Raw genomic sequence first — 18,841 nt, 5'->3', positions numbered from 1 at the left:
CCTCCCGGGCACCCGACGGCGAGCCCGCGCCGGGTGGCGAGCCCGCGCCGGGTGGCGAGCCCGCGCCGGACGGCCGTACCGTGCCCGGCGGGCGGCAGGGCTCACCAGGCGACGGGGCCTGACCACGGACGACCCGCAGCACCACCGGCGAGGGCAGGTGTGCACGGGGTGGCACAGCAGAGGGGAGTGGCAGCGGTGACGCTGACCATCGGAGTCGACGTCGGTGGCACCAAGGTGGCCGGCGGTGTCGTCGACGACACCGGCACGGTCCTCGTGCAGACCCGACGAGACACCCCCGCCGACGACGTCGGCAAGACCCGCGACGTCATCATCGAGCTGGTCGGCGAACTGACCGCCGGCCACGACATCCAGGCGGTCGGCATCGGCGCGGCCGGCTGGATCGACGCCAGTCGTTCCACCGTGCTCTTCGCCCCCAATCTGGCCTGGCGCGACGAGCCGCTGCGGGCGTACGTCAGCGCGGCGGTCGGACTGCCGGTCATCGTCGAGAACGACGCCAACGTGGCGGCCTGGGCGGAGTTCCGCTACGGCGCTGCCCGCCACGCCGAGGAATCGATGGTCATGTTCACCATCGGCACCGGCGTCGGCGGCGGCATCGTGCTCGGCGGTGAGCTGGTCCGCGGTGCCCACGGCATCGCCGCCGAACTGGGCCACATGCTCACCGTTCCCGACGGCCACCAGTGCGGCTGCGGCCGACTCGGCTGCATCGAGCAGTACGCCAGCGGCAGCGCCCTGGTCCGGTTCGCCCGGGCCGCCGCCCGGCAGGAGCCGCACCGGGCCGCCGCCCTGCTGGAGTTGGCCGACGGTGAGGCCGAAGCGATCACCGGCCCCATGGTCACCGCCGCCGCGAAGGGGGGCGATCCGGTCTCGGCCGAGGCGTTCGCACAGGTCGGCCGCTGGCTCGGCACCAGCCTGGCGGACATGGCGCAGATCCTCGACCCGCAGATCCTGGTCGTCGGCGGTGGCGTCATCGACGCCGGTGACCTGCTGATGGGCCCCACCCGTCGCTCGTTCACCGAGGCGCTGGCGCAGCGCAGCCGGCTGCCGGTGGCCGAGATCCGGCCAGCCGAACTCGGCAACTCCGCCGGGGTCATCGGCGCCGCCGACCTGGCCCGGCGGATCTAGGTGGCCGAACCCGGCGTGCCGCTGCGCGTGCTGTCGTACAACGTCCACGGTCGACGCGACGACACCGCCGCGCTGGCCACCGTGGTGCGCGAGGCGGCACCGGACGTGGTCATCGTCCAGGAGGGACCGCGCCGGTTCCGGTGGCGGGAGAAGTCCGCCGCGCTGGCCGAGTCGTTCGGGCTGGTGGTCGCCGCCGGTGGGCTGCCGTCGCTGGGCAACCTGGTGTTGACCAGCCTCCGGGTGCGGGTGACCGCGACCCGCTGCCGACGCTTCCCGCTCACCCCGGGCCGGCACCTGCGCGGCGCCGCGTACGCCGACTGTCGGGTGGGCGCCTCGGCCCGGTTCACGGTGGCCGGGTCACACCTGTCCACCGATCCGGCGGAGCGTCCCGGCCAGGCCGAGCTGTTCAAGCGGGACCTGACCGCCGCCGCCCACCCGGTGATCGCCGCTGCCGACCTCAACGAGGAACCGGGCGGGCCGGCGTGGCGCACCGTGGCCGACGGGCTGACCGACGCGGCGGTGGCGGCCGACCGGACCGAACGGCTCACCTACTCGTGCGCGAACCCCCGACGGCGCATCGACGCCCTGTTCGTCGACGCGCGGATCACGGTGGTCGACTACGACGTGCTGGACACCCCGCTGACCCGACGGGCCAGCGACCACTTCCCGGTCCTGGTCGACCTGCTGCTGCCCGCCACCGCCTGAGACCGGCCCTGCGCCGGGCTGGACATCCCGCTCCGTTGTGGAGAGGATTTCGCGCGACCCGGCACTCGTGCCGAGACGAAGGAGATCCCCGGTGCCCACCTCCACCGAGCCCGGCCGGCCAGATCCGGAGACGACCACGCTCGCCCGCGGCCACGACGGCCGCCCGGTCTCCGACCGGGGTGACACCGTCTGCGTCATCGGTGCCGGCGCCAGCGGCCTGACCGCCGTCAAGAACCTCGCCGAGCACGGCTTCGGGGTCGACTGCTACGAACGCGAGACCGGCGTCGGCGGCGCCTGGAACTGGCGGCACGACCGCAGCCCGGTGTACGCCAGCACCCACCTGATCTCGTCGCGGCCGTTCACCCAGTTCCCCGACTTCCCGATGCCCGACCACTGGCCGGACTACCCGCACCACAGCCAGCTGCTGTCGTACCTCGAGCGCTACGCCGACCACTTCGACCTGCGCCGGCACATCTGGTTCGGCACCGAGGTGGTGCGGGTCGAGCCGGTCGGCGACGACCGGTGGGACGTCACCACCCGCAGCACCGGGGGCTACGGCCCCGAGCGCACCTCCCGGTACGCCGCCGTGGTGATCGCCAACGGGCACAACTGGTCACCGAAGCTGCCTCGCTACGAGGGGTTGGAGCAGTTCCGCGGCGAGGTCATGCACGCCTCGTCGTACAAGGACTCGGCGCAGCTGCGGGGCAAGCGGGTGCTGGTGGTGGGCGCCGGCAACACCGGCTGCGACATCGCCGTGGAGGCCGCCCAGCAGGCGTCGCGTTGTTGGCACTCCACCCGCCGCGGCTACTGGTACGCCCCGAAGCACGTCTTCGGCCGCCCCGCCGACCAGGTCAATGATCTGCTGCTGGCGCTGCGGGTGCCGCTGCGGGTACGGCAGTGGCTCTACCACCGGACCCTGCGACTGACCGTCGGCGACCTGACCCGCTTCGGCCTGCCGAAGCCGGACCACCGGGTGTACGAGACCCATCCGATCGCCAACAGCCTGCTCGTCTACCACGTGGGTCACGGCGCGATCACCCCGGTACCGGACATCGCGCGGCTCCACCCCCACTCGGTGGAGCTGGCCGACGGCCGGCAGATCGACCCGGAACTCGTCGTCTTCGCCACCGGCTACCTGCCGCGCTTCGAGTTCCTCGACGGCAAGATCCTTGGCGACGACGAGGGGGTTGGCCGGCCCCGGCTGTGGCTCAACGCCCTCGTGCCGGACCATCCCACGCTCGCGGTGACCGGGCTGCTCCAGCCGGACTCCGGCATCTTCCCCCTGGCCCACTGGCAGGCCGTGCTCGTCGCCCGGTTGCTGCGGTTGCGTGCCAGCCGTCCGGAGCGGGCCGCGGCCTTCGCCGCCCGGGTACGCGCCGGGGCCGGCGAGCGCTACTCGGGACAGGTGAAGGATTCGACCCGGCACTGGTTCGAGGTCGGGCACGCCGACTACCTGCGCGCGCTGGAGCGCGCCCTACGCGAGCTGGAGAGCAAGTGACCGAGCGGGTGATGCGCAGTTGGGAGTGGGCACGGCCGGTGCGCCCGGTCCGGCGTGAGGTGCTCGGCGCCGTCCCGGAGTTGGAGGAGGGGCGGCCGCCGCTGCTGTTCGTACCCGGCTTCGGCCATGGTGCCTGGGCGTACGCGGAGAACTGGCTCGGACATGTCGCCGCCCGCGGCTTCGGCGCCTACGCGGTGAGCCTGCGCGGGCACGGCGTCAGCGATCCGGCACCGGAGGCGACCCTGCGGGCGTACGCCCACGATGTGGTCCAGGTGGCGGCGAGCCTGCCGCGCCGGGCAGTGCTGGTGGGGCACGGCGCCGGGGCCCTGGTGGTCGCGCACGCCATGGCCCGCTATCCGGCCCGCGCGGCGGTGCTGGTGGCGCCGGTGTTGGGCAGCTGGGCGACGTTCGGCAACGCGTTGCGTCGCAACCCGCTCGGTACCCTGCCGGCGGTGTTCGGCGCCGGGCTGCGGCTGAACCGCCGGCAGTTGTTCAGCGGTGAGCTGCCCGACGCCGACGCCCGGCGGTACGTCGGGCGGCTGGGGCGGGCAGCCCGGCGCGCCCAGTGGCAGCTGTTGACCGGTGCCGATCCGGAGCCGGCGGTCGGTGACCCGCCCGTGCTGGTGATGGGCAGCCCGGACGACCGGGTGGTGCCGGCCGCCGCGCTGAGCAGCGCCGCGCGGCGGTACGGTTCCGCCCCGCTGCTCTTTCCCGGCATGGGGCACGATCTGATGCTCGACGTCAGGTGGCGGGAGCCGATCGACGCGATCCTCGACTGGCTGGTCAAGGACCCGGCCCGCGACGAGCTCGGCTGAGACGTCGCGTGTGCCCGGCGGGCCGGTCTCAGCCGCCGCCGAGGCGGGCGAGCATCGAACCGCTCTGGTCCAGCGTGGACAGGTAGGAGCGGGCCCAGGCCCGGATGTCGTGCTCGTGCAGGTACGCGCGCATGGATCGCATCCGCTCGCGTACGTCGGCGGGGTCGGCCCGCAACGCGGCGAGCAGACCCTGCTTGAGCCCCTCCAGGTCGTGCGGATTGACCAGGTACGCCTGCGGCAGCTCGGCGGCGGCCCCGGCGAACTCGCTGAGCAGCAGCGCGCCGCTTTCGTCGACCCGGGCGGCGACGTACTCCTTGGCGACCAGGTTCATCCCGTCGCGCAACGGGGTCACCGCCATCACGTCGGCGACCCGGTAGAGCGCGGCCAACTCGGCGCGGTCGAACGGCTGGGTGAGGTAGTGGATGGCGGGCTCACCCACCCGGCCGAACTCGCCGTTGATCCGCCCGACCTCGCGCTCCACCCGGTCCCGGAGGATCTGGTACTGGCTGACCCGCTCCCGGCTGGGCACCGCCACCTGCACCAGCACCGTGTCGCGGACCTTGACGTGCCCACCGGCCAGCAACTCGCTGTACGCCTTGAGCCGCTGCTCGATGCCCTTGGTGTAGTCCATCCGGTCGACGCTGAGGATCACCTGGTCGGGGCTGCCCAGGTCGTGCCGCAGCCGCTGAGCCCGGTCGGCCACGTCCGGGCGGTCGGCCAACGCGGCCATTTCGACGGTGTCGATCGACACCGGGAACGCGCCGATACGCACCACCCGGTCCTCGATCCCGACCCGCCGGTCGGTGGCCGGCAGCCCCAGCACCTTCGTCACCAGCTGGGCGAAATTGTGCGCAGCCTGGGCGCGCTGGAAGCCGACCAGGTCGGCGCCGAGCATCCCGCGCAGCAGCTCGGCCCGGCGGGGCAGCTGCATGAACAGCTCCGGCGGAGGGAATGGCACGTGCAGGAAGAATCCGATGCGCAGGTCGGGCCGGAGGGTGCGGAGCAGCCCCGGCACCAGTTGCAGGTGGTAGTCCTGAACCCAGACCACCGCGCCGGGCTCGGCCACCCGCGCGGTGGCCTCGGCGAACCGCTGGTTCACCCGCTGGTAGGCATCCCACCAGCGCCGGTGGTGCTGGGGCTGCTCGACCGCGTCGTGGTAGATCGGCCAGAGGGTCGCGTTGGCGAAACCCTCGTAGTGGTCGCGCAGGTCTTCGCCGGTGAGCGGCACGGAGTGCATCCGCACTCCGTCGATGTCGGGCAGGGCGGGAGCGGGACCGGTCCCGCCGGCCCAACCGACCCAGGTGGCAGGGGTGTGGCGCAGCAACGGGTGCAGGGCGCTGACCAGCCCACCGGGGCTGCGCCGCCACTCGCAGGCGCCATCGGGGGCCACGCTGTCGTCGATGGGTAGGCGGTTGGCTACCACCACGAGGGAACTTTGTCGCATCTCGGGCATTCCGATCAGCAGGGAAGTGACCGCCACGAGGGAGGAACAACCGGGCAGTCGGCGGGTGACGTGACGTACTGCGGTATTCCTACTGACAGTAAGTTACACCACTGTGACGCCCGTCGACACGGGCGACCGCCGTCCCGGTATCCGGACGGCTACCCTGCGCGGCGGCTCAGACGACGGCGCCGTCGTCCGGGTCGCGGTCGTCGGCGTCGCCCGGCCGCAGCCGCCACACCAGCGTGACGAAACCGGCGAGAATGCCGGTGAAGCCGAGCAACGTCACGATTCCCTGGTCAGCGGGGAGCAGATCGGGGAAGAGGAACAGCACGAAGCCGAGCAGCACGGCGAGGATGCCGGCCAGCGCGAACTTCGACACCCGGGGCAGCGGTGGAGGCGGCGGCGGTACGTAGCGCTCGTCGTCGTCCGGGTCGTCGGGCAACTCCGCGCCGAAGGTGTCCAGGCCGTCCAGCAGTGACGGCCCCTCCCCGTCGCGGGGGCCACGTCCCACCGAGACGCCGGAGATGTCGGCGGCGTACGGCAGCCGGCGCACGCCGGTGGCGGTGGGGCCGGGCTCCTCAGTGCCGGGTCGGGTGGCGGTGGGGCCGGGCTCCTCAGTGCCGGGTCGGGTGGCGGTGGCCGTGCCTCCGCCCCGCCCGGCCGGGTCGTCCACATTCTCGGCGGCGGGCCAGGGATGGTCGCCGGAGTCCGGCGGGGCGTGGAAGCCGGCGATGATCCGCTCCCACTCGGCGTCGATGTCCGGTCCCTCGCTGGCCTGGGCGTCGCCGGTCTCGTCGGCGAGCTGGCTGAGGTAGTCCCGGGCGGTGCTCAGGTGCGAGCGGTCCACGTAGAGCCGGTCCACCGGTCGGGGCGGCACGGTGGTGGTGCGGGTGACCGGGTTCAGGTCGGCCGACGGTTGCAGGTAGGCGGCGATCCCGCCGGCGGCCAGCACGTCGAGCAGGTGCTCGCCGACGCGCGGGTCGACGTCGCCGGCAATGGCGTACTCGCTCGCGTCGAGACCGTTGTCCCGCCGTCCCCGGCGGGCCCCACCCGCTGACACCGACCATCCTCCTCATCGCGCCACCGGCGCGCCCCGCAGCCCTCGGCGCGCCCCCGCACGCCCCGTGCCCTGAATCGTGACACGTCGAGGGCGGGTTCGGGGAGTGCCTTGTGGCGCGGCGTACGGCTGGCCGGAGCGAGGCTCCGGCCGCATTCGACATTTTAACCTTTTTGTACCTATATGCGAACGCCCAGCGGCTCCCGCCCGACGGTGGGATCTCCGCGCGAGGCGGATGGCCGGTCTCTGGTGGAGCGGAAGCCCGGCGCGTCCTCCGGGACCACCCGTCGGGCCGCACCCGAGCAATCGAGTTACAGTAAGATGTGTTTCGGCCGTTGTCGCCGCCCGAAGAAATTTGTAGGCACTGCGCGTCGAGTGTCTGCCGGAGTTTCCCGTCGCCTCGGTCATCTAATGACGGGGACGTGATCTGGTGTTTCAGATGCGGCTGATTCTCCGGCGCTGTCGTCTGTAACGCTCCGTTCTGCCCTTAAGTGGACTTTGGGCCGGCGCTGCTGGTGCCGAAGGAGCACGGTGGGCTCGGTGGGGACCTGCTGACCGCCACCCGGGTGCAACGGGCAATCGGATCCCGGTCGCCGTCGTTGGCTGTTGCTACGACGATGCACCACTGCCGGGGGACGAGGGCAACCCACAGCTTGCGATCGCGGTGGTGCCTGCCACGGCACCCGGGGTGTCGGTGCGGCCATTCTGGAACACCCCGTCGCTCGTCGGAGCGGATACAACGCACTGGCCCGATCACCACCGCTGCCGCTGCGCTCATCGCCGTCGTCTTCATCGGCTTGGCCGCCGGCGACATCTCCATCATCAAGCTCCTGGTGTCGGCCTCGCGCTCGCCATCATCGTCGACGCCACGATCGTTCGGGCCGCCCTCGTCCCGGCGTTCATGCGTCTGGCCGGTCGGGCGAACTGGTGGGCGCCCCGTCCCATTCGGTCGCTGCATCGAACCCTGGGTATCCACCATGGGCCGGCCCAACCCGCCGCCACCGTGTCGGCCGGACCACCAGACGCGCTGCGCGGCGCTGCTGGCTGACCTTCTTCACCGGCACCGGCACCGGAACCATCCCGGTGGACCGCTCCGGCGGCGGGGCCGCCCGCGCCGCGCTGGACACCCAGCTGAACGTGCTGCGGGCCGGCGGCATCGCCGGCATCTACCCGGAGGGCACCCGCTCGCCCGACGGCCGGCTCTACCGGGGCAAGACCGGAGTGGCCCGACCGGCCCGGAGAGCGGTGCGCCGGTCGTGCCGGTGGTGATGCTCAACCTGGACGAGATCCAGCCGCCCGGTCAGCTCATCCCGAAGCTGGCGCGCCGGGCGGCTGGGCCAGAGCGAGCAGCCCCGGTGCGGCGTTGCGGTCGGCGAAGGTGCGCAGCTCGGCCAGGGGCGCGTCGGCCGCCGCAAGGTCAGCGGCGCAGGTCAGTTCGCGGACCGCAAAGGTCAGTGCCAGCATCCGGTCGGTGACGTCGGGGATGCCGGCGTAGGTCTCGGCGGCGGCCAGGTGCAGCTCGGCGGCGTGCCGGTGGTTGTCGTCGGCCCCGGCCAGCGCGCCGGTCACCGTCCGCAACGCCGCCTCCGACCAGGGCGTACGGTGACCAACCTGGTTGAGCATGGTGCCTATCCGGACGGCGGGCTTGCGTCCGGTGAGGCACGCCGCCCAACTGGCCGCGGCGATCCACTCGCCGCTGGCCAGCGCCGGTACCGCCGTCCACGACTCGGCCAGCTCGTCGACCAGCGCGGCGGCCTCGTCGAGGCGGCTCTGTACCGCCCGGCACAACGCCCCCATCGCGAGCATCGTCCAGTGCAGCCGGTGAAAGCCGCTGCGCCGCGCGAAGTCCAATGCGGCGGCCACGTCGTCGCGCGGCGGTGTCCCGGTCGGCGCCCCGTCGGCGGGTGGGCCCGGCGGCACCGGCTGGCCACGCAGCGCCAGCAGGCACGACCGCAGGCCGCGGACCTGCATGTCCCAGCTGCCGGTCGGGGTGTCCACGAACGCCTCGGCGGCGGCGAGCAGCCGGCCGAAGTCCCCCTCGAACCAGGCCCGCATCGCCTCGCTGGAATAGCTGGTGGTCAGGGTCTGCCCGCTCGCGGTACGGGCCGGCACCGCTGAGAGCAGGGCGTTGGAGCGCACCCAGTCGCCCTCCTCGCAGACGGCGTAGGCGAGATTCTGAGTCGCCCGAGGCAGCGCGAGCAACTGACCGGCCCGGCTGAACTCGACGATGCGGTACAACTCGTCGAGCCCGGCACGGTCGCCGGCCTGGTAACGGGCGGTGGCCGCAGTGATCCGGGCGTTGGTGCGGGTCTCGGTCAGCTCAAGTCGTTCGCCGATCGCCGCTGCCGTGTCCGCCGCCGCCACGGCCGGGTCACGCTCGTAGTTGAGCATGTGCAGCCGCCCCAACTCGGCGAAGGCGTCGGCCTTCTGCGGGCTGTCCGGTAGCGGCTCGAACAGCCGTACCGCCCGGTCCAGGCAGGCCAGCGCTGCCGGCCGGTCGGCCCGCAGCCACGCCGCCTGGCCGAGCAGCGTCCAGGCCCGCGCCGCGCACGCCTCGTCGCCGTACGCGAGCAGTCGCTCGGCGAGCGCCTGCACCTGCTCCGGCCCGCCGGTGGAGAGGAAGGCGTTGCCGTCGCGGTGGAACGAGATCTCGGTGCCGAGCAGTTCCAGCTGGAGCCGACCCACCGGATCGGAGTCGTCGGCCAGGCCGAGTGCCCGGGCGGCGTGGCTGGCGGCGGCGTCCAGCCCGTGCAGCGCGTACGCCCGGCGTGCCGCCCGGTGCAGCGTGGCCCGGGCCAGCGCGGCGTAGCGGAGGGTCTCCATGCCCAGCGAGCGGGCGATCTCGTGCGCCGCCCAGCGGTGGTGGGCCAGCACCTCGGCCAGGTCGGTGTCCCGGCTCTGCGACAGCGTGTCCAACCAGTCGGCGGTGCGTTCGTGCCGGGCCACTCGCTCGGTACGGGGCAGCCGCTGATAGCACACGTCGCGGACCAGGACGTGCCGGAAGCGGTACTCCGGCTGACCGGCCATCGTGGAGGCGGCCTGCTCGTGGACGAAGTCCCGTTGCTCCAGCCGGCGCAGGGCACGCTCGACGGACTCGACCGGCTGCCCGACGGCGGCGGCCACCGCACCCGGCCAGAACTGCACCCCGACGACCGCGGCGGCCAGCAGCACCGCCCGGTCCTTGGCGTCGAGCAGGTCGACCCGGTTGGCGATGACCGCGTGCACGCTCTCCGGCATCGGCAGGTCCAGATGCTTCTCCAGCGACCAGCCACGGCCGGACTGCCGCAGCGCCCCCTGCTCGATCAGCATCCGGACGTACTCGTGGGCGTAGAGCGGGTTACCGCCGGCCACCTCGATCAGCGGGGTCAGCAGGTCGGCGGAGAACGCGGCCTGGCCGAACATGTGCGCGTACAACGCGGCGATGCCGGTGTCCCGCAACGGCGGCAGAGCGATGGTGACCGAGCCGGTGATCGTCCCCGCCCAGCTCGGATCCCGGTCGACCAGTTCGGGACGGGCGGTGCACAGCAGCAGCAGCGGTACGTCCCGGGCCGCCGCGCCCAGCAGCTCCACGAAGCGCAGCATCGCGTCGTCGGCCCAGTGCAGGTCCTCGAAGACCAGCACGGTGGGGCGGCGGGCGGCGAGCGCCCGCAGGAACCGCCGCCACGCCGACTCCGCCTCCTCGGCTGGCAACGGGGTGCCGGCCAGCCCGACCAGCGGCCGCAGCGCGTCGGCCACCCGGTCCCGCTCGGCGACGCCGACCAGCTCACCGACGGCGGCGGCCAGCCGTTGCGCGGCGCTGGCCGCCGGATCGGTGTCGAGGATGCCCGCCTCGGCCTTGACGATGTCGGCCAGCGCCGCGAACGTGACGTTCTCACCGAATGGTGGACACCTACCGATCCGCCAGGTCAGTGGCTCGTCCGCCAGCCGACCGGTGTGCCGGTGCAACTCGCGCACCAGCCGGCTCTTGCCGATGCCGGCCCGGCCGAAGACGGTCACCACCTGGGGCCGACGGTCGCGCAGGCTGCGGTGCAGGGCGTTGACCAGCATGCCCAGCTCGTGCTCGCGGTCGATCAGGGGAGTGGTGTCCGGCTCCCGATCGGTGAGCTGCTGGCGAACGGCGGACCGGGCCAGCCACACCTCGGTCGGTGCCGACCGACCGCGCAGGGTGACCGAGGGCTGCTCGTCGTACCGGATGGTGTCCCGGGTCAGCGCGTGCGTGGCACCGTCGACCAGCACCCCGCCGGGCGGCGCCGCCGACTGCAACCGGGAGGCGGTGTTGACCACGTCACCGGCCACGATCGCCTGCCCGCCGTCGCGGGCGGCGGCCACGTCGACGAGCGCCTCGCCGGTCGCCACCCCGACCCGGAAGCGCAACCCGTCGGTGCCGGTGGGGGTGAACCGGGTCAGCACCCGCTGCAACTCCAACCCGGCCCGCACACACCGCAACGCGTCGGTCTCGGTGGCCACCGGCGCACCGAACAGCGCCATCACGGCGTCACCGATGTACTTCTCCACCACCCCGCCGTACTGGCCGACCACCCGGCGGGCAGCGGAGAAGAAGCCGGTCTGCATGCCCCGGACCAGCTCCGGATCGGCCCGCTCCACGTACGGGGTGAAGTCGATCAGGTCGACGAAGAGCACGCTGACCCGGCGACGATCCTCCTGGTTGAGGGTGCCCGGTAGGTCGGTGCCGGCCCGGGGCGCGCCGCAGGAGGTGCAGAAGGCCACGTCCGGCGCGAGCGGGCGCAGGCAGTGCGGGCAGACGGCACCGAGTTCCGCGCCGCAGCCACCGCAGAAGCGGTCGCCCTCGGCGGCGGTACGTCCACAGCGGTCACACTGCGCGGCGATGACACCCTCCAGTGGCAGGCCCCGACGCCCCGGGGCGCAGCATCGAGTATCGCTGTCGGATGCACTGTCAGGTACCGGGCTGTTGGCTTGTGGACACTCGGCCGGGCAGCTGACCACGCTCCGGAACGGCTAGATTCAGGCAACCGATTCGTCGACCGCTGATCAGGGGGACAGCTCCATGGTGTACGTGATGCTGAAGAGCGACTGGACCGACGGTAACGGGACCGCCCACTCCGCGGGTGACTCGGTGGACGTGGACGCCGCCACCCTCGCCCAGTTGCAGGCGCAGGGGATCGTCGGCGAGGTGCCCGGCGGTGGCAAGGACGGTACGGACTGGGTCGGACCGGGTGACACCGAATGGGTCGGGCCGGGCAGCACAAAGCCCTGACCGAGCAGTCACGGGGCGGGGCCGGGTCGATCGTCCCGGCCCCGCCTCGGTCTTCGTCTCCGCCGGCTGCGCGGGGCCGATCAGCGCTCGTTCATGCCGGCGCGGCGGCGCAGCGCGGGCACGTCGGTGACCACGATCCGCCGACCCTCGGTACGCAGCCAACCCCGGTTCGCGAACGAACCGATCGCCTGGTTGACGCTCTGCCGGGAACCGCCGGCCATCTCGGCGAGCTGGCTCTGGTTCAGCTCGATCGTGATCATCGGGGCCTGGCTCTCACCGGCGAGCCGGACCAGCGTCTTTGCCACCCGGCCCGGTAGGTCGAGGAAGACGTGGTCGGCGTTCTGCTCGGTGAGCCGACGGATCAACGCACCGAGGGACCGCATCACCGCGTCGAGGATGCGCGCGTTCGAGTGCACCAGCTCCATGAACGCCGGCCGGGACAAGGCCAGCGCGGCAGTGTCCTCGATCGCCTCGGCCGAGGTCGACCGGGTCGAGGCGTCCAGCAGGGAGACCTCACCGAGCACGTCCGGCGGACGCATCACGGTCAGGATCGCCCGTTCGCCGGTGGGTGCGGTCCGGAACACGGCCACCGCGCCCCGCCGCAGGATGATCAGCGATTCGCCCGGGTCGTTCTCCACGAACAGCAGCTGACCCTTGCGGTACGTCCGGGGCACCGCTGCGGCGACCACCCGTTGGCGTACCTCCGGTTCGAGCCCGGCGAACATGTCGACGCCGGTGAGCGCGTCGCCCGGCTCCGGCAGGCGCATCTCCACGGCCCCACCCCTCCCCGGTCAAGGACCCCAAGTCGCTCACCCGGGCGAGCCTGGCGGCCCTGACGAGGTGATCCGACACCCGTGCGGCGTCCGGCAGCGGTAACACATCAGATCATGACGGTCCGGTCGCTTGCTGTACACCCCTCAAATCACTTCCGTGACCGGTTCGAGCTGGGGCGTGACCTCCGGGCGGACCATGGAAGCGCTCCCGGTGTCGCCGACCCGATGCACGGGCCGCAGTGACCGTCCGCGAGGATGGTCGCGATGGCCTACCGCTACTTTTACGACTGCGAGTTCATCGAGGACGGCCGGACCGTCGAACTGGTCTCGATCGGCGTCGTCGACGAGCACGGCCGCGAGTTCTACGCGGTCTCCACCGAGTTCGACGCGTCCCGGGCGGTGCCCTGGGTGCGCCGCAACGTGCTGGACAAGCTGCCCTCCCCGGCCGACCGGGCGTGGCGGTCCCGCGAGCGCATCCGCGACGACCTGTACGACTTCCTCGTCGAGCCGATCCGGGGCCGCACCGGCGAGGAGGTGGAACTGTGGGCCTGGTACGCCGCGTACGACCACGTGGCGCTGGCGCAGCTGTGGGGCGCGATGCCGGCGCTGCCCCGGGAGATCCCCCGGTACACCAAGGAGCTGCGGCAGCTGTGGGACGAGCGGGGCCGGCCCCCGTTGCCGAACGCCGCGGCGGCCCGGCACGACGCGCTGGTCGACGCCCGGCACAACCTGGCCCGGTGGCGGGCGATGACCGGTTCGTGAGATTCGCTTATTCGGTGGTTTGACCCGTGCTGTCCCGGGCACCGGTTCGCCGACGGGCCGAGGCGAGGGAGTGCCGGCGTGGGCAGGCGCAGGGGAGTTTCGACGTGAGCGGCGGGGTGATCGGTGGCCGGCAGGCCCGGACCCGGATCACCGAGCTGATCCGGGCCGCGCGGATCTGCACCCTGACCACGATTTCCCTTGATGGTCGGCTGGTGGGCCGGCCGATGACGCTGCAACGGGAGGAATTCGACGGGCAGCTGTGGTTCTTCGCGTACGCCGGCTCGGCGGCCGTCCGGCAGGTGCGGGTCAACCCCGAGGTCGAGCTGAGCCTGCACGACCCGCAGGCGCAGGTCCGGGCCTCTATCACCGGCAGCGCCCGGGACGACCCTGACCAGGCGCGCGCCGAGCGGCTGTGGCACCCCGGACTGGCCTCCTGGTTTCCGGACGGTCCGGCCACGCAGGGTCTCACGCTGGTCGCCGTGCGCCCCACGGCCGCGCGGTGCTGGGACGCCCGGGGTGGTCGGGTCGAGCTGATCGGATCGGTCGGCGCAGCGTCCGGCGGTGGGTCTTCGGCCGATCGCCGGGAGGACGGCTACTGACCGGTAGTGGGGCGCGGTGTGGTCCGTACCGAGGGGCGACTACAGTTCGTAGGGACGGCCCGCCCCGGGCCGGCAACGGTGCCGAGGGTCCGCGCTGACACATATCCTGGGGCTTGATCGGGCTTGACCAGATGCTCCCCAGGAGGATGAGCAAATCATGCGTATTGGCGTGCTCACCGGCGGCGGCGACTGCCCGGGTCTCAACGCGGTCATCCGGGCGGTGGTCCGTAAGGGCGTCGCCAGCTACGGCCACGAATTCGTCGGCTTCCAGGACGGTTGGAAGGGTCCGCTCGAGGGGCTGTCCCGCCCGCTCGGCATCGCGGAGGTCCGCGGCATCCTGCCCCGGGGCGGCACGATCCTCGGCTCCTCCCGGACCAACCCCTTCAAGATCGAAAACGGCGTCGAGCGGATCAAGGACAACCTGGCGACGCAGGGCGTCGACGCCCTGATCGCCATCGGCGGTGAGGACACCCTCGGTGTCGCCACCAAGCTCCACGAGCTGGGCGTCAACGTCATCGGCGTGCCGAAGACCATCGACAACGACCTCGGCGCGACCGACTACACGTTCGGCTTCGACACCGCCGTCAACATCGCCATGGAGGCGATCGACCGACTGCACACCACCGCCGAGAGCCACCACCGCACCCTGGTGGTCGAGGTGATGGGCCGGCACGCCGGCTGGATCGCCCTGCACGCCGGCCTGGCCGGCGGCGCCAACGTGATCCTGCTCCCCGAGCGCAACTTCGACGTCGAGCAGGTCGCCGGCTACGTCGAGAAGCGCTTCCAGCACCAGTACGCCCCGATCGTCGTGGTCGCCGAGGGCGCCCAGCCGCTGGAGGGCCAGATGGTCCTGCAGAACCAGGAGTTGGACGCGTTCGGTCACGTCCGGCTCGGCGGCATCGGCCAGTGGCTGGCCGAGCAGCTGGAGGCGAAGACCGGCAAGGAGGCCCGCACGGTCGTGCTCGGCCACATCCAGCGCGGCGGCACCCCCACCGCGTTCGACCGGGTGCTCGCCACCCGGCTGGGCCTGCAGGCCATCGACGCCGTCCACGAGGGCGACTGGGGCAAGATGGTCGCGATGCAGAGCACCGACATCGTCCGCGTCCCGCTCGCCGACGCCACCGCCGAGCTGAAGACCGTGCCGATCGAGCGGTACGCCGAGGCCGAGGTCTTCTTCGGTAGCTGATCGTCTCTCCGGCGTCGCGGCCGGGCCGCCGGGCCCGCCGCGACGCCGGCCCACGAAGGGGGTACGCCAGGTGTCAGCCGGGGCGCACACGGTCGCGGTGATCGGGGCGGGCAAGATCGGCGAGCTGATGCTCTCCGGGCTGCTGCGGTCCGGCTGGCCGGTGGACCGGCTGCTGGCCACCGCCCGCCGCCCGGCCCGCGCCGAGGAACTGGCCGCCCGCTACGGCGTACGGGTGGTGGACAACCTCACCGCCGTGGACGAGGCCGAGGTGCTGGCCGTCTCGGTGAAGCCGCAGGACGCCGCCGCGCTGCTGGACGAGATCGGCCCCAAGGTGCCGCCCGGCAAACTGCTGATCTCCCTCTGCGCCGGCCTGCCCAGCAGCTTCTTCAGCCGCCGACTGCCCGAAGGCACGCCGGTGGTGCGGGTGATGACCAACACCCCGGCACTGGTCGACCAGGCGATGACCGCGATCTCGGCCGGCGCGTACGCCACCGGCGAGCACCTGGCGCTGGCCGAGGAGATGTTCAAGCCGCTCGGCGCGACCATCCGGGTGCCGGAAACCCAGCAGGACGCCGTGACGGCCCTCTCTGGCTCCGGCCCGGCCTACTTCTACCTGCTGGTCGAGGCGATGACCGACGCCGGCATCCTGCTCGGCCTGCCCCGTCAGGTCGCGCACGACCTGATCGTGCAGACCGCGATCGGCTCGGCGGTGATGTTGCGCGACTCCGGCGAGCACCCGGTGAAGCTGCGCGAGGCGGTCACCTCGCCCGCCGGCACCACCATCTCCGCGATCCGCGAGTTGGAGAACCACGGCGTACGCGCCGCCCTGCTGGCAGCCCTGGAGGCCGCCCGCGACCGCGCCCGCCAACTAGCCGCCCAAGCCGAATAACCCCACCCCACCCCACCCCACCCCACCCGTCCTTTCGGCGGCGTTGATCATGAGGTTAGCGGCAGAAGTCGATCTTTGAACTGCCGCTAACCTCATGATCAACGGAGGCGGGCGCTTTCGGTGTACCGGAGTGGGTGGGGGGTCGGGGTGGGGGCGGGGTGGCGCATACTGGCGCGGTGTTCACTCTCGCCCAGGCCCGGCACCTCGCGGCCACCCTGCATCCCCGGATCGACGAGCTGATCCGGGTCCGTGCCGACCTGGCCGAGTTGCAGGCCGACCTGGCCGCCCACGGGCTCAGCGCACTCGGCGGCCGGGCCGAGGTCAAGGGCCTGGAGGCCCGGCTGTACGCGGTCCTCGAAGAGATTCAGCAGCACGGCATCGAGGTCAAGAGCGTGGCACCGGTGCTGCTCGACTTCCCCGGCGAACGCGAGGGCCGACAGGTGCTCTGGTGCTGGCTTGAGGGTGACAGCGACGTGCGCTGGTACCACCGCGCCGACTGCGGCTTCGCCGGCCGCCGCCCGATCTGATTTGGGTACGGTGGCGGGCGATCGCGAGGGTAGGGCCGCGACGATGCCAAGTCGGTCGAGGCCCAGGCCGAGACGAGCAGACGGCTAGGCTCTGCCGGTGAGTGACGCGCGACGGGCGACCGTGGACGACGCCCGGGAACTGGTCCGGCTACGGACGGTCATGTTGGGCGCGATGAGCGGTGCGCCGCCGGAGCCCGGCGAATGGCAGCACAGCGCCTTGCGTACGCTCCGGCGGCAGTTGCCGGACCCGGAGGCCGACCTCGCCGCCTACGTGGTGGATGCGCCGGGGTGGCCCGGAACGCTTGCCGCCTGTGCGGTCGGGGTGGTCGATCTGCGGCTCGGGGGGCCGGCGGATCCGAGCGGCCGGTTCGGGTACGTGTTCAACGTGGCGACCGATCCGGCGTACCGTCGTCGGGGTTTCTCGCGGGCCTGCCTGGTGGCGTTGCTCGGCTGGTTTGCCGAGCGCGACGTCTGCACGGTGGATCTGAAGGCTAGCCCGGAGGGCGAGCCGCTCTACCGGGAGCTTGGCTTCCGTCCCACGTCGATGGCCGCGATGCGGCGAGGCGGGCTCTGATGTCCGCCTTGGCGTCGAGCGAGGATGCCGAGCTGCGGCCGCTGAACCCGTGGCACGCCGAGGAGTTCCTGGCCGACCTGGACCGGGCACGGCAGCACATCGCACCGTGGGTGTCGCCGTCCTTCGTGGCCACCGACCTCGACGGGGCGCGGCACGTGCTCAAGCGTTATGCCGACAGGTGGGCCCGCGACGACGGGGGTATCTGGGGCATCTGGTGGGGCGGCGAGCTGGTCGGCGGCGTGCTGCTGGTGTCGCTCAGCACGGCGTCCGGGGTGTGCGAGGCGGGTTGCTGGCTGGAACCGGCCGCCGAGGGCCGGGGTCTGGTGACCAGGGCGGTCGAACGGCTGGTCGACTGGGTGCTTGTCGAACGTGGACTGCACCGGGTCGAGTGGCGGACCGACGCCGGCAACGTACGCAGCATCGCGGTGGCCCGCCGGCTGGGCATGCGGCGCGACGGTGTGCTGCGCGAGGTGTTGCCCGGCCCGGACGGCCGGATCGACCTGGAGATCTGGTCCCTGCTCGCCCCCGAGTGGCGGGCCCGGGGCGCCAGCGTCCTGTCGATCCGGGACTCCGGCGGTGTGGCTCCTGACAAATAGTTCGGCCGCCGGTGGCGGGGCGGTTTGCCCCCGCCACCGGCGGCCGATCGTACCGAGGACGGGTCAGGAGGTGACGTCAACCGTCCCGACGTAGTCCGGGTTGGCCTTCAGCCACTCCTCGACGGCCTTCTCCTCGTCGTCCTTGTGCACGTTGAACATCAGGTCCTCGAGCGTGCCGAGCTGCTGGTCGTCCATCTTGAACTTCTTCAGCATCTCGGTGACCTCGGGGAAGTCCGCGCCGAAGCCCTCACGTGCCAGCGTGTTGATCTCCTCGGCCCCGCCGAGCGTGCCCTTCGGGTCCGTCAGGTCCTTCAGCGGGTAGTTCGCGTAGGCCCAGTGCGGGTGCCAGAGGGTCACCACGATCGGCTTCTGGTCCTTGATCGCGCCATCCAGCGCGGCCAGCATGGCTGGCGTCGACGACGTCTTCAGGGTGAGCTTGCCGGCCAGGTCGTACTCCGGGATGACCTTGTCCTGGGTGGCGGCGGTCAGGCCGGCACCGGGCTCGATCCCGATGATCTCGCCGCCGAAGGCGTCGGCGTTGGCGGCCAGGTCTTCCAGCGAGTTGACGTCGCTGACGTACTCCGGCACCGCGATGCTCAGGCTGGCGTTGTCGTACCAGACGCCGACCTTCTCGATCTTGTCGCCGTACTCCTTCATGTAGTCGGCGTGGGTCTGCGGCAGCCAGCTGTCGAGGAAGAGGTCGATGTCCCCCGTCGCCAGGCCCTGGTAGACGATCCCCGCCTCGACGTTCTTGAGCTCGACGTCGTAGCCCTTCTCCTCCAGCAGGTTCTTCCAGAGGTAGGAGGCGGCGATGGCTTCGTCCCAGGCCATGTAGCCGATGGTGATCTGCTTGTTGTCGCCGGCGGAGTTGCCGGAGTCGCCGTCGTCGCCGCAGGCGGCGACGCCGGTCAGCGCCAGGGCGGCGGTGGCCGCAAGCGCGACCCGGCGCACCAATTTACTGCTCCACATGTGGAGTTTCCTTCCCTTGTTGCGGTGAACCGGCGGAACTCGCGGTAGCGAGGCAGGGCGCCGGCAAC

Annotated in this window: 17 protein-coding genes and 1 pseudogene; 13 read left to right on the top strand and 5 right to left on the bottom strand. The window is 72.1% G+C overall.

The annotated features are described in order from the left end of the window. Nucleotides 1–186: 186 nt before the first annotated feature. The 4 genes from AC2CHE_RS15050 (at nucleotide 187) to AC2CHE_RS15035 (ending at nucleotide 4,161) form a co-directional block, all read left to right on the top strand. Nucleotides 187–1,143 (top strand): ROK family glucokinase, encoded by a 957-nt coding sequence (locus AC2CHE_RS15050; protein ID WP_484505515.1) that lies wholly within the window; start codon nucleotides 187–189, stop codon nucleotides 1,141–1,143. Then, a complete protein-coding gene (locus tag AC2CHE_RS15045) occupies nucleotides 1,144–1,848 on the top strand; it encodes an endonuclease/exonuclease/phosphatase family protein (protein WP_484505509.1) in 705 nt (234 codons plus the stop codon). It abuts the gene before it with no gap. Between the two features lie 91 nt (nucleotides 1,849–1,939). After that, nucleotides 1,940–3,346, top strand: coding sequence for a flavin-containing monooxygenase (locus tag AC2CHE_RS15040; protein ID WP_484505508.1), 1,407 nt, complete (start codon nucleotides 1,940–1,942; stop codon nucleotides 3,344–3,346). Between the two features lie 11 nt (nucleotides 3,347–3,357). After that, on the top strand, nucleotides 3,358–4,161 hold the full coding sequence (locus AC2CHE_RS15035) for an alpha/beta hydrolase (protein WP_484505514.1): 804 nt from the start codon (nucleotides 3,358–3,360) through the stop codon (nucleotides 4,159–4,161). 28 nt (nucleotides 4,162–4,189) lie between these two features. Here AC2CHE_RS15035 and AC2CHE_RS15030 read toward each other — a convergent pair whose 3' ends face one another. Both AC2CHE_RS15030 and AC2CHE_RS15025 read right to left on the bottom strand, forming a co-directional pair. Then, nucleotides 4,190–5,605 (bottom strand): alpha,alpha-trehalose-phosphate synthase (UDP-forming), encoded by a 1,416-nt coding sequence (locus tag AC2CHE_RS15030; protein WP_484505507.1) that lies wholly within the window; start codon nucleotides 5,603–5,605, stop codon nucleotides 4,190–4,192. Nucleotides 5,606–5,780: 175 nt separating this feature from the next. Continuing rightward, the gene (locus AC2CHE_RS15025; protein ID WP_484505506.1) at nucleotides 5,781–6,665 is read right to left on the bottom strand and encodes a DUF308 domain-containing protein; all 885 of its coding nucleotides are present in this window, start codon (nucleotides 6,663–6,665) and stop codon (nucleotides 5,781–5,783) included. A 1,062-nt stretch (nucleotides 6,666–7,727) separates the two neighbouring features. Between AC2CHE_RS15025 and AC2CHE_RS15020 the strand changes: the two are divergent. After that, nucleotides 7,728–7,987 (top strand): annotated as a pseudogene (locus AC2CHE_RS15020) (lysophospholipid acyltransferase family protein); the annotation flags it as partial. On the opposite strand, the gene AC2CHE_RS15015 reads toward AC2CHE_RS15020, so the two are convergent. Then, nucleotides 7,968–11,627 carry an ATP-binding protein gene (locus tag AC2CHE_RS15015; protein WP_484505505.1) on the bottom strand — a complete coding sequence of 1,220 codons (3,660 nt, stop codon included), beginning with the start codon at nucleotides 11,625–11,627 and terminating at the stop codon, nucleotides 7,968–7,970. The pseudogene AC2CHE_RS15020 and the gene AC2CHE_RS15015 sit on opposite strands and share 20 nt — an antisense overlap. A 61-nt stretch (nucleotides 11,628–11,688) precedes the next feature. Between AC2CHE_RS15015 and AC2CHE_RS15010 the strand changes: the two genes are divergently transcribed. Then, on the top strand, nucleotides 11,689–11,898 hold the full coding sequence (locus AC2CHE_RS15010; protein ID WP_484505504.1) for a hypothetical protein: 210 nt from the start codon (nucleotides 11,689–11,691) through the stop codon (nucleotides 11,896–11,898). Nucleotides 11,899–11,978: 80 nt separating this feature from the next. Here the strand turns inward: AC2CHE_RS15010 and AC2CHE_RS15005 are convergent, their stop codons facing one another. Further along, the gene (locus tag AC2CHE_RS15005) at nucleotides 11,979–12,671 is read right to left on the bottom strand and encodes a Crp/Fnr family transcriptional regulator (protein ID WP_093401197.1); all 693 of its coding nucleotides are present in this window, start codon (nucleotides 12,669–12,671) and stop codon (nucleotides 11,979–11,981) included. A 264-nt stretch (nucleotides 12,672–12,935) separates the two neighbouring features. Between AC2CHE_RS15005 and AC2CHE_RS15000 the strand changes: the two genes are divergently transcribed. The 7 genes from AC2CHE_RS15000 (at nucleotide 12,936) to AC2CHE_RS14970 (ending at nucleotide 17,804) form a co-directional block, all read left to right on the top strand. Beyond that, nucleotides 12,936–13,433: a polyadenylate-specific 3'-exoribonuclease AS gene (locus AC2CHE_RS15000; protein ID WP_484505503.1), complete on the top strand. Its 498-nt coding sequence runs from the start codon at nucleotides 12,936–12,938 to the stop codon at nucleotides 13,431–13,433. Nucleotides 13,434–13,537: 104 nt separating this feature from the next. After that, a complete protein-coding gene (locus tag AC2CHE_RS14995; RefSeq protein WP_484505502.1) occupies nucleotides 13,538–14,032 on the top strand; it encodes a pyridoxamine 5'-phosphate oxidase family protein in 495 nt (164 codons plus the stop codon). 157 nt (nucleotides 14,033–14,189) lie between these two features. Further along, entirely contained in the window at nucleotides 14,190–15,218 is a 1,029-nt protein-coding gene (locus AC2CHE_RS14990; protein WP_484505501.1) for a 6-phosphofructokinase, read from the top strand. Nucleotides 15,219–15,288: 70 nt separating this feature from the next. Further along, on the top strand, nucleotides 15,289–16,107 hold the full coding sequence (proC, locus tag AC2CHE_RS14985; protein ID WP_484505500.1) for a pyrroline-5-carboxylate reductase: 819 nt from the start codon (nucleotides 15,289–15,291) through the stop codon (nucleotides 16,105–16,107). A 176-nt stretch (nucleotides 16,108–16,283) separates the two neighbouring features. Then, on the top strand, nucleotides 16,284–16,634 hold the full coding sequence (locus tag AC2CHE_RS14980; RefSeq protein WP_484505499.1) for a DUF2203 family protein: 351 nt from the start codon (nucleotides 16,284–16,286) through the stop codon (nucleotides 16,632–16,634). Nucleotides 16,635–16,731: 97 nt separating this feature from the next. After that, the gene (locus AC2CHE_RS14975; protein WP_484505498.1) at nucleotides 16,732–17,208 is read left to right on the top strand and encodes a GNAT family N-acetyltransferase; all 477 of its coding nucleotides are present in this window, start codon (nucleotides 16,732–16,734) and stop codon (nucleotides 17,206–17,208) included. Continuing rightward, a complete protein-coding gene (locus tag AC2CHE_RS14970; RefSeq protein ID WP_484505497.1) occupies nucleotides 17,208–17,804 on the top strand; it encodes a GNAT family N-acetyltransferase in 597 nt (198 codons plus the stop codon). Before AC2CHE_RS14975 ends, AC2CHE_RS14970 begins: the two co-directional genes overlap by 1 nt. A 63-nt stretch (nucleotides 17,805–17,867) precedes the next feature. Here the strand turns inward: AC2CHE_RS14970 and AC2CHE_RS14965 are convergent, their stop codons facing one another. Beyond that, nucleotides 17,868–18,773 (bottom strand): glycine betaine ABC transporter substrate-binding protein, encoded by a 906-nt coding sequence (locus AC2CHE_RS14965; RefSeq protein WP_484505496.1) that lies wholly within the window; start codon nucleotides 18,771–18,773, stop codon nucleotides 17,868–17,870. Nucleotides 18,774–18,841: the final 68 nt, after the last annotated feature.

The sequence above is a fragment of the Micromonospora sp. ATLC16 genome, assembly GCF_057196645.1.
This window is presented reverse-complemented; position numbering and strand designations above follow the sequence as displayed.

Coding starts and splice junctions, on each gene's coding strand:
- AC2CHE_RS15035 (WP_484505514.1), top strand. CDS start 3,358: ATGCGCAGTTGGGAGTGGGCACGGCCGGTGCGCCCGGTCCGGCGTGAG.
- AC2CHE_RS15030 (WP_484505507.1), bottom strand. CDS start 5,605: ATGCGACAAAGTTCCCTCGTGGTGGTAGCCAACCGCCTACCCATCGAC.
- AC2CHE_RS15010 (WP_484505504.1), top strand. CDS start 11,689: ATGGTGTACGTGATGCTGAAGAGCGACTGGACCGACGGTAACGGGACC.
- AC2CHE_RS15000 (WP_484505503.1), top strand. CDS start 12,936: ATGGCCTACCGCTACTTTTACGACTGCGAGTTCATCGAGGACGGCCGG.
- AC2CHE_RS14990 (WP_484505501.1), top strand. CDS start 14,190: ATGCGTATTGGCGTGCTCACCGGCGGCGGCGACTGCCCGGGTCTCAAC.
- AC2CHE_RS14970 (WP_484505497.1), top strand. CDS start 17,208: ATGTCCGCCTTGGCGTCGAGCGAGGATGCCGAGCTGCGGCCGCTGAAC.
- AC2CHE_RS14965 (WP_484505496.1), bottom strand. CDS start 18,773: ATGTGGAGCAGTAAATTGGTGCGCCGGGTCGCGCTTGCGGCCACCGCC.